Source organism: Curtobacterium sp. MCPF17_047 (genome assembly GCF_003234045.1).
GTDB lineage: Bacteria > Actinomycetota > Actinomycetes > Actinomycetales > Microbacteriaceae > Curtobacterium.
Window position 1 is genome coordinate 101,812 of record NZ_QKSF01000010.1, and the last position, 11,796, is coordinate 113,607.

Here is an 11,796-nt window from a genome sequence, read left to right on the forward strand (position 1 = left end):
GACGGGCAGGGCGACCGTCAGACAGACGCCTCGGTTCCCCGCACCTTGCCGACGACGACGTCGATGATCCCGGCGAGCAGCGCGGCCCCGACGAAGCCGAGCGACACCGCGAGTCCGAGCGGCAGGCCCGTCGCGTAGTCGCCGTGCGACGTCGCGAGCGTCGAGTAGAAGACACTGCCGACCGCGGCGATCCCGACCGCCGAACCGACACGGGCACCGACCTGGATGAGCCCGCCCGCCGAGCCGCCCTGTTCGACCGGCACCTCGGACAGCGTGAGGGTCTGGTTCGGGGAGATGGTCAGGCCGGAGCCGATGCCCGCGACGAGCAGCGGCAGGACGAGCCACCAGCCCAGGTCGGCCTCGAAGTGGTTCGCGACCACCCAGACCACGACGCCGAGGCCGATGAGCACCAGGATCGTCCCGATGACGATGAGCTGCCGCCCGAACCGGTGCACGACGCGGCCGCCGACGGTGGAGGCGACACCGGACCCGATCGCGAACGGCACCGTCGACAGACCTGCCGTCAGCGCCGAGTAGTGCAGCCCGGACTGCAGGGCGAGCGTCAGGACGAAGAACAGCGGCGTGAAGCCGGCGAAGTAGACCGTCGCCAGCCCGACACCCAGCGAGAACGACCGGCGGCGGAAGAGTCGCAGGTCGACCACGGGCTCCTTCGTCCGCTGGTAGTGCCGCTCCCACAGGACGAACAGCACGCCGAACACGACGGCGACGACGATCAGCCACCACTTCGCGTTGCCCTTCCACACCTGCGACTGCACGAAGGGCAGCAGCAGAGCGACCACCGCGGCACCCAGCAGCGCGATGCCGACCGGGTCGAAGTCGTGCTTCCTGCCCCGCTCGGCGCCCGAGGGCGCCGGTAGGTAGCGGAAGGCCAGGAGGATCGTGACGAGTCCCACGGGCAGGTTCACGAAGAAGACGAACCGCCACCCGTTCTCGGTGCCGAAGGCCGTGATGAGCAGGCCGCCGATCAGCGGACCGATCGCGGTCGCGATGCCGACGGTCGCGCCGAAGAGCCCGAACGCGGTGCCACGCTCCTTGCCGCGGAACAGCTGCTGGATCAGCGCGGTGACCTGCGGGGTGAGCAGACCACCGGCGAGGCCCTGCACCAGCCGGGCGATCACCAGGACCAGGCCGTTCGGGGCGAAACCGCAGAGGGCGCTGGCGAGCGTGAACAGGCCGACACCGATGACGAACATCCGGCGGCGTCCGGTCGCGTCGCCGAGCCGCCCGCCGGGGACGAGCAGCAGGCCGAACGACAGGGCGTACCCGGAGAGGATCCACTGCACGGCCTCGGGGGTCGTGCCCGGCAGCCCGGTCGAGATGGACTGCAGCGCGACGTTGACGATCGACACGTCGAGCAGCACGATCCCACCGCCGAGCAGGCAGATGACGAGCGCCTTCCAGCGGTTCGGGTCGGGCTGGGGAGCCGCATCGGGCTCGACGGGGGTGCGGTGTTCAGCTGTCATGGCCGCTCCACGCTAGGCTCGCCGCCCCGGGGAGCCGGGCACGATCCTCCCGTCCCCGCACGGACGTGTGAAGGAACCCACAGGTGCAGCCACTGTCCCGCGTTCTGGGGGCCGGTGAAGTGGATGGTGCCCGTGTCCGCACTTCGGGGGACCAGTAGGTTCAGGACATCCCGCGCCTCCCCGGACCGAACGGAACCCCGTGCGCTCGATCGTCACCGGCACCATCGCCGCCGCCACCGGCATCACGCTGCTGCTCGGCGGCGCCGGCAGCTTCGCCCTCTGGAACGCCGACGCGAGCACACGCTCGTCGACCGTGCACGCGGGGGACCTCGCCCTGACGGCGAACCCGGACGGCGTCTGGACGGACATCACGAACGGTCGCTCGGACCCGGTCGACATCTCCGCGGTCCGGATGGTCCCGGGGAACGCGTACCAGTTCCACCAGACGTTCGACGTCACGGCCACCGGCGACGACCTGTCGGCCGACCTGAGCTGGACGCCGCTGGAGATCACCGGGGACGCCGAACTCCGGCAGGCCGTCACCAGTTCACTCGCCGTCACCTCCGACAGCGCGGCGCTCACCCCGGCCGGTCGGACCTCGTGGCTCGTGCGGCCCTCGGCGGGCGTCTCGGTCCTCGACGTCACCGCCACGATCGGGTTGTCGTCGGACGTCACCACGGGCGAGGACCAGACGATCGACCTCAGCGGCCTGACGTTCACCCTGACGCAGAAGCCCATCGAGGACTGACCGCGACGGTCACCACGAGCTCGGTACGTAGTCCTTCAGGAAGACACCGAACAGGTCCTCGCCCGCCTCGCCGCGCACGATCGGGTCGTACACGCGGGCGGCTCCGTCGACCAGGTCGAGCGGGGCGTGGAAGCCCTCCTCCGCCAGCCGGACCTTCGTCGGGTGTGGGCGTTCGTCGGTGATCCAGCCCGTGTCGACGCTCGTCATGAGGATGCCGTCGGTCTCGAACACCTCCTGCGCGCTCGTCCGCGTGAGCATGTTGACGGCGGCCTTCGCCATGTTCGTGTGCGGATGCCCCGGCCCCTTGTAGGCACGACCGAACACCCCCTCCATGGCACTCACGTTGACGATGTACGTGCGCCGCGCAGCGCTCGCCGCCATCGCGGGACGCAGCTTCGAGATGAGGATGAACGGCGCCGTCGTGTTGGCGAGCTGGACCTCGAGCATCTCGAGCGGGTCGACCTCGTCGACGCGCTGCGTCCAGGAGTTCTCGTCGTGCAGGTCCGGCACGAGCCCACCGGCGTCGATCGCGGTGCCCGCAGCGTGCCGCTCGAGCGAACTCGAGCCCGGCGCCATCGCCTGCTCGGTGAGCTCGTCCGCGCGGGCTGCGGCGGCGGCGAGGATCGGGTGCGCCGTGACCGAGCGTGCGAGGGCCTGGGGGTGCCGGTCGTTCGTGTGACCGAAGGTGACCAGCTCCGGCAGCGGGCCGTCCGGGAGCGGTGCGAGTTCGGCGTCGACGAGGGGCTGGTACGCCCCGGTCGACCGGCGCACCGTCTGCGTGGCGTTGTTGATCAGGATGTCGAGCGGGCCGGCCGCGGCGACGTCCTCGGCGAGCCCGATGACCTGGGCGGGATCACGCAGGTCGATGCCGACGACCTTCAGGCGCGACATCCACTCGGCGGAGTCGGGCAGGCTGGCGAACCGGCGCACCGCGTCGCGGGGGAACCGCGTGGTGATGGTGGTGTGCGCCCCGTCGCGCAGCAGCCGGAGCGCGATGTACATGCCGATCTTCGCGCGTCCGCCGGTGAGCAGCGCCCGCCTGCCCGTCAGGTCGGTCCGGGCGTCGCGCTTGGCGTGGCTCATCGCAGCGCAGCGGGGGCACAGCTGGTGGTAGAACGCGTCGACCAGCGTGTAGTGCTGCTTGCAGATGTAGCAGGGGCGGGACTTCAGCAGGGTGCCGGCGGTGGACGACCCGGACGAGGTGCTGATCTGGATGCCGCGGGTCTCGTCGTCGATGCGGTCGGACGCCCCGGTCGCGGTGGCGGCGATGACGCGACGATCCGCGTCGGCGACGACGGCCCGCTTCTCGAGACGGTGGGCGCGCTTCACGGCCTTGAACATCTTCGCCGTCGCCTGACGGACGCGGACGAAGTCAGCGTGCGTCTCGTCGATGTCGGTGAGCTGCTCGAGGACCCGGAGCGTGACGCTCAGGTCGGCCGGGTCGATGCCGCTGGGTTCGAGACGCTCGGAGATCACACGGGATTCTACGGCGGACCGGGCACCGCTGCCGTCGTCACACCGGACTGAGCGGCTGGAGGTCGCCCTCGGGCAGCTCGACCCGCACCCCGTCGCCGGGCCGGACGACTCCCCCGGTCACGACGACGCCCATCACTCCGCCCCTGCGCGAGACGGACCCGTCCTCGTCCCGGCCGAGCACCTGGCGGAGCAGCCCCGGCTCGAACCCGTTGATCTGCTGGCACGGGTTCCGGAGGCCCGTGACCCGCACGCACGCGTCGTCGCCCAGGTGGAGCAGCGCTCCGGTGGGCAGCCCGAGCAGGTCGACCCCGCGGGTGGTGACGTTCTCGCCGAGTTGCCCGGGCTCGACGACGTAGCCCGACGCGTCGAGCTCGTCGAACAGCTCGGCGTGGATCAGGTGCACCTGGCGCAGGTTCGGTTGCGAGGGGTCCCGAGCGACGCGGGACCGGTGCTGCACGGTCGTCCCGGCGTGTGCATCGCCCTCGATGCCCCACCCCTCGACGAGCGTCACCTCGTCGACGACGGGCTTGCTGAACCGGTGGTCGTGGTCGCGGCTGACGGCCACGACCTCTGATCGGCCTGTTCCCTCGTTCCCCATGCCCCGAGTCTCGCGCACCGCGCCCGCCGTGGGCAACGGGCAGCGCTCCCGACACATGCCTAGGCTGACGGAGTGGTCCTGCCCAGCACGTCGTCCGCCCGCTTCCACCGGCTCGCGTCGTGACCGCGCGGGCGCAGCTCGCGGCGGCCGTCGCGCCCGGCGCCGCACCTCTGGTCAGCGGGATGCCGTCGGCACCGGACCCACGGCAGGCTGCGGTGCTCATGCTGTTCGGCCCGCTCGACCGTGTGCCGAGCGAGCGACCGGCACGAGCGGCCGAGGTCTCGCGGGACCTGGACGTCCTCCTCCTCGCCCGTGCCAGCACCCTGCGCTCCCACGCCGGCGAGGTGGCCTTCCCCGGCGGACGCGTCGACCCCGGTGACACCGACGTCGTGGCTGCCGCACTGCGGGAGGCGCGTGAGGAGACCGGCCTCGACGTCACGGGCGTCGACGTGCTCGGGTCGGCTGCACCCGTGCCGCTGGCGCACTCCCGGCACCTGGTCACGCCGGTGCTCGGCTGGTGGCGCGCGCCGTCCCCGATCCGCGTGGTGGACGAAGCCGAATCCGCCGCTGTCTTCCGCACCCCGGTCGCCGACCTGCTCGACGCGGCGAACCGCGGCACCACCGTGTTCCGTCGGGCGGGTCGCACCTGGCGCGGGCCGGCGTTCACCGTCCACGCCGACTCCGGGTCGCACGTCGTGTGGGGCTTCACCGCGACCCTGCTGGACGGCCTGTTCGACCGGGTCGGGTGGACCGAGCCCTGGGACCACGAGCGGATCGTCGCGATCCCCGGGCAGTGAGCGGTCCTCCTGCTGGTGGTGCACCACGGCCGTCGACGTGACGGACGGGAGCCGGCCTGGTCAGCGACGCCACTTGTCGAGGATGCCGGCCTTCGAACGCTGCTGCTCGCCCTGCTGCGCGCCCATCACCAGCAGCACACCGGTCAGGACCGGCGTGGCCCACTGCAGGATCTTCTGCTGCCCCTGCGCCGCCTTGAGCGCGTCCGACGCGTTCGCGTTCGGCTCGGTCGTGCCCGTGGCGCCCTCCCGGGCGTGCTCGGCCATCTTCTTGCCGACCGCAGCCGACCAGAACGTCGTGACCAGGGCGGCCCCGGTCAGCGCCAGCTTCAGGCCCGTGTTCGTGCGTGCGCCCTGCTGGACACCGAGACGGTCGCGGTTGGCGATGATCAGCCCGATCCCACCGACGCCGTGGACCGCGAGCGCCGCGAGCTGCACCGGCGCCCACTTCGCCCACCCGACGGACGACAGGGTGAGGCGCTCGACAGGGTCCTTCGCCCCGGCGGCGGCACCGTTGAGGCCGATCGCGCCCATGAGCTGACCTCCGAACCAGGCCGCGAGGCCGAGGTCGTGCATGCTGCGGATGACGGTGTTGTTCTCGGACATGAGGTGACTCCCTGGGTCGGTGACGTGGTGCGCGGGACGCTACGCGGACGCAGGATCGGGACGGCCCAGGACCCGCGTGATCTGCGCGACGGGCGGGAAGCACCCCCCAATGGCTGCTTCCCGCCCGTCGTCGCCCTCGCGACCTCGGCCTTCCCCCGGCACCGCTACCCCCAGACCTCCTGCTGGATCGCGGGGAGCAGACCGTTCGTGGGGAAGTTGGTCTGGCGGATGAGCAACCAGGTCGATCCCTCCGAGTAGAAGGTGAACGTGGTGTCGACCGGGTAGACCTCGTCCGCCCGCGTCATCCGGCACAGCCGACCAGCGCCGCTGTCCGAGCAGGTGTACCCGGTCCGCACGAGGAGGCTCTCGTAGTCCGCGATCGTCTCGGCGGTGTCGGAGCCGAGGTCGACGCTGAGCCCGCTGACGTCCGCACGCGGGTCCCGCCAGATGCACGAGAGGTCCACGGTCGGCTGGTGGTCTCCGTCACTGCCCGCCTCGCTGCCGGCAGGGTCCTGGAGCGGCGTCGAACCGAACAGCCGGTCGTACTCGGACGCCGGGACGAGCGCCCGGCAGTCCGTCGGCAGCGTGCCCGCACGCGTCACGGGTGTCGGCGTGGGGGTCGGTGTCGGCACGGGGTCCGGCGTCTCCTGGACCGGTGCGGACGCCGGGGTGCTGGGCATCGCCGGTTCGGAAGGGCTCGGGGCAGGAGCCGGTGCCGATGCAGTGAAGGGCTGCGGGATCATCCCGAGGGCCACACCGCCGCTCGTGGCACCGAGGCCGAGCAGGGCGATCACGCCGATGGCGATGCCGGCTCGGCGGCCTCGTCGGCGTGGTGCGGGGCGACGGTCCTCGGCGCGGTCGAGGACGGTCTGCTTCATCGAGACGAGCATCCGCTGCAGGTCGTCTCCGGTGGGGGGCTCAGTGTTCATCGTGCATCACCGCCTTCTTCAGTCGTGCGCGCGAGCGGGAGACCCGCTGGGTGACGGCCCCGACGCTGAGGCCGAGGATCTGCCCAGCCTCCGCGTACGAGTGCCCCTCGAGCAGGCAGAGTTCGCAGATGCGCTGGTCCGTCGGGGCCAGGGTCGCGATCTCGTCGCGGACCCAGCGCAGGCGTTCGCGGGCCTCGTCGGCGTCGGGCGGCGTCGGCAGGTCCTCGGGGAGCTCGTCAGCGGCCCCCTTCGCGAGGCGCCGGGACTGGTTGCGTGCGTGGTTCCGGCACACGACCAGCAACCACGGCAGCAGTGCGCTCGTGGCGAGGTCGAGTTCGCCGCCCTTCTGCCAGAGCGTCAGGAACGTGTCCTGCACGAGCTCCTCGACGTCCTGCCTGCTGCCGGCCAGTGCCCACGCGTACCGGGTCAGTGTCGGCGCGAACCGGTCGAACGCGTCGGCCAACGCCGTTCGTTCCCCGCTCGCGAGCCGACGAGTCAGTGCTGCGTCGGCTTCGGTGTCCTCTTCCACGGATGCCCCCTCTCACTACAGAAGTGTCGGGTGCGGGGCGATCCTGACGGGGACTCCACGAATCGGTGTGTCGAGGTCACGGGCTCCCCGGCGCCGGCGGTGGCTTCGGGCAGGACGGCGTCCTCCGCGGAGCAGCCATGCGCTCGGTCAGCCTCGCTGTCGGATGAGGCGGTACGTCTCGACGCCGGGCGGTCCGTGTGACGGACGGGAGGCACGGTGCCAGCTGGCACCGTGCCTCCCGCTCGTCGCTCGTCGCTCGTCGCTCATCGCGGACCGTTCCTGGACTGCGGCCGGGGTCCGCCGGGCAGGATCGGCACCGGCGCGGCAGCAGCTGCGCAGCGTTCACCACCCGACAGGAGCCGCATCATGACCGACGGATCGCCCGCCTCAGGGACACCAGCAGACAGCAGCGACGTGGTCCTCGTCGTCGGAGCCGGTGGTGTCGTCGGGCGCAGCGTGGTCGAGCACTTCGCCCGCCGTGGTGTCCGCACCCGTGGGGCCAGTCGTCGCGCTCCGCAGGGGCCCGTGTCCGGGTGGGACCACCTGCCGGTCGACCTGTCCGACGCCGAGGCGGCCGTCGACGGACTGCGCCCGGCTGCCGACACGACGCGTCTCGCGTTCGCCGCGTACGTGGAGCACGCGGACCTCGCCGAGCAGATCGCCCCGAACGTCGCCCTCCTCGAAAACACGCTCGACGCCCTCGACCGTCTCGGCGCTCCGCTCCGGCACGTCACCCTCTACCAGGGGATGAAGTACTACGGGGCACACCTCGGGCGCTTCAGGACGCCGGCGAAGGAGGACGACCCGCGCCTGATGGTGCCGAACTTCTACTACGACCAGGAGGACCTGCTCCGCGAGCGCGCAGCCTCCCGAGGCTTCGCGATGACCGTGCTCCGGCCCGAGGCCGTGATCGGGTACGCGCAGGGCACGCCCATGAACCTGCTCATGGCGATCGGGACGTACGTGAGCATGACGAAGGAGCTGGGGCTGCCGCTGCGGTTCCCCGGCGCCCGCACCACGTACGACGGCATCTTCTACCAGATGACGGACGCGGAGCTCCTCGCCCGCGCCACCGACTGGGCCGGCACGACGCCGGCTGCAGCCGGGCAGGCGTTCAACCTCACCAACGGCGACGTGGTGCGCTGGAGCCACCTGTTCGAACGCCTCGCCGACCACCACGGCCTGGACCTGGCCGAACCCCAGTCGATGGAACTCGCGCAGGTGATGCCCTCCCGGGAGGACCTGTGGCAGCGGATGGTCGAACGGCACGGGCTGGTCGCCACCCCGTACGCGGACCTCGTCGACTGGCGGTTCGCGGACATGATCCTGAACTCGACGTGGGACAACGTCTCGTCGCTGATCAAGATCCGGCAGGCGGGGTTCGCGGAGTGCCACGACTCGGCGGACCGGCTCGTGGAGCTCCTCGACGACCTCGGTCGGCGGCGGATCCTGCCCGTTCCCGCGAGGTAGCGGCCCGCCTACCCGAGCGGCTCGACGCCGTAGCCGATGACCACCGCTCGCAGCTCGTCCAGGTAGGCCTGCGCCTGCACGGTCAGGGGCACCGAGGCGTGGGCGATCCACCCGATCTCGATGCGTTCGTCGACGTCGAGCGGGATGGCGACGATCTCCGGGTCGAGGTCGTCACTGATGAGGCCGGTCGAGATCGTGTACCCGCCCAGGCCGATCATGAGGTTGAAGATCGTCGCCCGGTCCGAGACGCGGATCTCCCGCTTGCTCGACATCGTCGACAGGATCTCCTCCGCCAGGTAGAAGGAGTTGTTCGCGCCCTGGTCGAACGTCAGCCGAGGCAGATCGGCGAGGTCTGCGAGGGTCGCGCGCTCCCGTGACGCGAGCGGGTTCCGCCGGGCGACGAAGATGTGTGGTTGCGCGACGAAGAGCGGGGTGAACACGACGCCGGCGTCACGCATCAGCTTGCCGAGGACCTGGCGGTTGAAGTCGTTGCGGTAGAGGATGCCCACCTCGCTGCGCAGCGTGCGGACGTCCTCGATGATGTCCCACGTGCGCGTCTCGCGGAGGGAGAACTCGTACTCGTCCGCAGCGGCCGCCTCGACCATCCGGACGAAGGCCTCCACGGCGAACGAGTAGTGCTGTGCCGACACCCCGAGCAGCCGACGCGAGGGCTGCCCACCGACGTAGCGCTGCTCGAGGAGGGAGACCTGCTCGACGACCTGTCGTGCGTACCCGAGGAACTCGACGCCGTCGACGGTGAGCACGACTCCCCGGGCCGAGCGGGTGAAGAGCGGGCGTCCGATCCGCGTCTCGAGGTCCTTCATCGCCGCGGACAGCGTCGGCTGCGCGACGTAGAGCAAGTCAGCTGCCGCGCTGATCGAGCCCTCCGTCGCAACCTCGATGAAGTACCGGAGCTGCTGCAGGGTGATGTCGTTCGAGACCCGAGCCATAGGCGCAGGCTATACCGGCGCATAGGGCCTCGGTATTACCTGATGACCCGCGCCTGCAGTCATGATCGTGGGACACCTTCCCCGAGCCCCCGGGCACTCGACGTACGGACTGCCGACCATGGCGAACGACCTCACCTTCAGCATCACCAGGACACGGTTCGACGAGGACTACTCCCCCTCGGACAGCTCCCGGCTGACCACGAACTTCGCCAACCTGGCGCGCGGCGAGCACCGCCAGCAGAACCTCCGCACCGCCCTCGACATGATCGACCGGCGCTGCAACGACCTCGCTGGCTCGGCCGGCTCGGTCGACTCGGCCGGTGATCGCTACCGCGTCGAGCTCGACATCGTCTCGGCCACGGCGCACTTCGTCGACCAGGGTTCGTCCGGCGAGTTCCCCCTGCTCGAGATGCTCGACGTCACGATCGTCGATCAGCACACCGGCGAGCGCCACCAGGGGATCCTGGGGAACAACTTCTCCTCGTACCTGCGCGACTACGACTTCGCCGTGCTGCTGCCGTCGCTCGACAAGAGCGCTGGCATCCCTTCAGACTTCGGCGAGCTGCACGGGCAGCTCTTCCAGCGCTTCCTCGAGTCCGATGCCTTCCGGTCGCAGTTCTCTGCCGAGCCCGTGGTCTGCATCAGCGTCTCCACGAGCCACACCTACCGGCAGACGGAGTACGTCCACCCGGTCCTCGGGGCCGAGTACGACCACGAGCACTCGTCGCTCACCGACGACTACTTCGGTCGGATGGGCATGCAGGTTCGGTACTTCATGCCCGCTGGCGGGAAGGCGCCGCTCGCCTTCTACACGCGCGGCGACCTGGTCAACGACTACTCGGACCTGCAGCTCATCGGCACGATCAGCACCATGGAGACGTTCCAGAAGATCTACCGACCGGAGATCTACAACGCGAACACGGCCGCGCCGAGCACCTACCGCCCGAGCCTCGCGCACTCGGACTACTTGGTGCCCTCCGTCTCGTACGACCGCGAGGAACGGAGCCGCCTCGCGATCACCCAGGGCCGGTACACCGAGGAGCACCTCGTCACGCCGCACCGAGCACTCCTCGAGCGTTGGGCCACCCGCGCCGCCGTCCCTTCCCTCTGACCGACACCCCACCCGACAGGAACCACCTGCACATGAGCACCCTCCTGCCCACCGCGATCGTCGGCAGCCTGCCGAAACCCTCCTGGCTCGCCGAGCCCGAGCGACTCTGGTCCCCCTGGCTGCTCGAGGGGGCAGCACTGACCGAGGGCAAGCAGGACGCACTCCGAGCCGCTGTCCATGAGCAGGAGCGACACGGCCTCGACATTGTCAGCGACGGCGAGCAGACCCGCCAGCACTTCGTCACGACGTTCATCGAGCACCTGGACGGCGTTGACCTCGAGCGCAAGGAGACCGTCCGCATCCGTGACCGGTACGACGCGGCCGTCCCGACCGTCGTCGGTGCCGTCAGCCGCCGGGCGCCCGTGTTCGTGGACGACGCTCGCTTCCTGCGTGCCCAGACCGATCGCCCGATCAAGTGGGCGCTCCCCGGCCCGATGACCATGATCGACACCCTCTCCGACCGCCACTACAAGAGCCGCGAGAAGCTGGCGTGGGAGTTCGCCACGATCTTGAACCAAGAAGCCCGGGAGCTCGAAGCGGCCGGCGTCGACGTCATCCAGTTCGACGAGCCCGCCTTCACGGTCTTCCACGACGAGGTGCAGGACTGGGGTGTCGCCGCACTCGAGCGTGCGGCCGAGGGCCTCCGCGCTGAGACGGCCGTGCACATCTGTTACGGCTACGGCATCGAGGCGAACAACAAGTGGAAGGAGACGCTCGGAGCGGAGTGGCGCCAGTACGAGCAGTCCTTCCCGCTCCTGCAGCAGTCGTCGATCGACATCGTGTCGCTCGAGTGCATCCACTCCCACGTCCCGCTCGAGCTCGTCGAGCTGATCCGGGGCAAGAAGGTCATGCTCGGCGCCATCGACGTCGCGACCGAGACGGTGGAGACCCCGGAGGAGGTCGCGGAGGTGCTTCGTCGTGCCCTGGAGTTCGTCGACGCCGACAAGCTCATCCCGAGCTCCAACTGCGGGATGGCGCCGCTGGCGCGAGGTGCCGCGCTGGACAAGCTCGGCGCGCTGGCGGCGGGGGCGGCCATCGTCCGAGCTGAGCTCGTCGGCACCGCCGTCCCGTCCGAGCGCTAGACGACACCAGCTGCAGGGC

General features: G+C 70.5%; 12 protein-coding genes. 5 read left to right on the forward strand and 7 right to left on the reverse strand.

Translation table 11 applies throughout. The features are described from left to right. Nucleotides 1–17: 17 nt before the first annotated feature. Entirely contained in the window at nt 18–1,484 is a 1,467-nt protein-coding gene (locus DEJ33_RS11685; RefSeq protein WP_111195052.1) for an MFS transporter, read from the reverse strand. Nucleotides 1,485–1,683: 199 nt separating this feature from the next. Here DEJ33_RS11685 and DEJ33_RS11690 point away from each other — a divergent pair, with 199 nt between their 5' ends. Next, on the forward strand, nt 1,684–2,232 hold the full coding sequence (locus tag DEJ33_RS11690; protein ID WP_111195053.1) for an alternate-type signal peptide domain-containing protein: 549 nt from the start codon (nt 1,684–1,686) through the stop codon (nt 2,230–2,232). A 9-nt stretch (nt 2,233–2,241) separates the two neighbouring features. On the opposite strand, the gene DEJ33_RS11695 is transcribed toward DEJ33_RS11690, so the two are convergent. Both DEJ33_RS11695 and DEJ33_RS11700 read right to left on the reverse strand, forming a co-directional pair. Further along, nucleotides 2,242–3,708, reverse strand: a complete 1,467-nt coding sequence (locus DEJ33_RS11695) for an SDR family oxidoreductase (protein ID WP_111195054.1) — start codon at nt 3,706–3,708, stop codon at nt 2,242–2,244. A 37-nt stretch (nt 3,709–3,745) separates the two neighbouring features. Further along, nucleotides 3,746–4,306 carry an MOSC domain-containing protein gene (locus DEJ33_RS11700; RefSeq protein ID WP_111078539.1) on the reverse strand — a complete coding sequence of 187 codons (561 nt, stop codon included), beginning with the start codon at nt 4,304–4,306 and terminating at the stop codon, nt 3,746–3,748. A 119-nt stretch (nt 4,307–4,425) separates the two neighbouring features. Here DEJ33_RS11700 and DEJ33_RS11705 point away from each other — a divergent pair, with 119 nt between their 5' ends. Continuing rightward, a complete protein-coding gene (locus DEJ33_RS11705) occupies nt 4,426–5,103 on the forward strand; it encodes an NUDIX hydrolase (protein WP_375342150.1) in 678 nt (225 codons plus the stop codon). A 60-nt stretch (nt 5,104–5,163) separates the two neighbouring features. Here the strand turns inward: DEJ33_RS11705 and DEJ33_RS11710 are convergent, their stop codons facing one another. The 3 genes from DEJ33_RS11710 to DEJ33_RS11720 form a co-directional block, all read right to left on the reverse strand. Further along, entirely contained in the window at nt 5,164–5,706 is a 543-nt protein-coding gene (locus DEJ33_RS11710; protein ID WP_111195055.1) for a hypothetical protein, read from the reverse strand. A 164-nt stretch (nt 5,707–5,870) separates the two neighbouring features. Further along, nucleotides 5,871–6,635, reverse strand: coding sequence for a hypothetical protein (locus DEJ33_RS11715; protein ID WP_146242604.1), 765 nt, complete (start codon nt 6,633–6,635; stop codon nt 5,871–5,873). Then, nucleotides 6,625–7,164, reverse strand: coding sequence for an RNA polymerase sigma factor (locus DEJ33_RS11720; protein ID WP_111195057.1), 540 nt, complete (start codon nt 7,162–7,164; stop codon nt 6,625–6,627). The genes DEJ33_RS11715 and DEJ33_RS11720 overlap by 11 nt, the downstream gene beginning before the upstream one ends. Before the next feature lie 366 nt (nt 7,165–7,530). On the opposite strand from DEJ33_RS11720, the gene DEJ33_RS11725 reads away from it, so the two are divergent. Continuing rightward, nucleotides 7,531–8,634 (forward strand): SDR family oxidoreductase, encoded by a 1,104-nt coding sequence (locus DEJ33_RS11725; RefSeq protein WP_111195058.1) that lies wholly within the window; start codon nt 7,531–7,533, stop codon nt 8,632–8,634. An 8-nt stretch (nt 8,635–8,642) separates the two neighbouring features. Here DEJ33_RS11725 and DEJ33_RS11730 read toward each other — a convergent pair whose 3' ends face one another. Next, a complete protein-coding gene (locus DEJ33_RS11730) occupies nt 8,643–9,584 on the reverse strand; it encodes a LysR family transcriptional regulator (protein WP_111043938.1) in 942 nt (313 codons plus the stop codon). A 118-nt stretch (nt 9,585–9,702) separates the two neighbouring features. Here DEJ33_RS11730 and DEJ33_RS11735 point away from each other — a divergent pair, with 118 nt between their 5' ends. Then, nucleotides 9,703–10,695 (forward strand): putative oxygenase MesX, encoded by a 993-nt coding sequence (locus DEJ33_RS11735; RefSeq protein WP_111195059.1) that lies wholly within the window; start codon nt 9,703–9,705, stop codon nt 10,693–10,695. 32 nt (nt 10,696–10,727) lie between these two features. Further along, complete coding sequence (locus DEJ33_RS11740; protein ID WP_111195060.1) at nt 10,728–11,777, forward strand: methionine synthase; 1,050 nt, start codon at nt 10,728–10,730, stop codon at nt 11,775–11,777. Nucleotides 11,778–11,796 lie beyond the last annotated feature (19 nt).

Bases quoted from the DNA above. Each gene is read 5' to 3' on its own strand.
- DEJ33_RS11700 (WP_111078539.1), bottom strand. From the start codon at position 4,306: ATGGGGAACGAGGGAACAGGCCGATCAGAGGTCGTGGCCGTCAGCCGC.
- DEJ33_RS11730 (WP_111043938.1), bottom strand. From the start codon at position 9,584: ATGGCTCGGGTCTCGAACGACATCACCCTGCAGCAGCTCCGGTACTTC.
- DEJ33_RS11685 (WP_111195052.1), bottom strand. From the start codon at position 1,484: ATGACAGCTGAACACCGCACCCCCGTCGAGCCCGATGCGGCTCCCCAG.
- DEJ33_RS11710 (WP_111195055.1), bottom strand. From the start codon at position 5,706: ATGTCCGAGAACAACACCGTCATCCGCAGCATGCACGACCTCGGCCTC.
- DEJ33_RS11740 (WP_111195060.1), top strand. From the start codon at position 10,728: ATGAGCACCCTCCTGCCCACCGCGATCGTCGGCAGCCTGCCGAAACCC.
- DEJ33_RS11715 (WP_146242604.1), bottom strand. From the start codon at position 6,635: ATGAACACTGAGCCCCCCACCGGAGACGACCTGCAGCGGATGCTCGTC.
- DEJ33_RS11735 (WP_111195059.1), top strand. From the start codon at position 9,703: ATGGCGAACGACCTCACCTTCAGCATCACCAGGACACGGTTCGACGAG.
- DEJ33_RS11725 (WP_111195058.1), top strand. From the start codon at position 7,531: ATGACCGACGGATCGCCCGCCTCAGGGACACCAGCAGACAGCAGCGAC.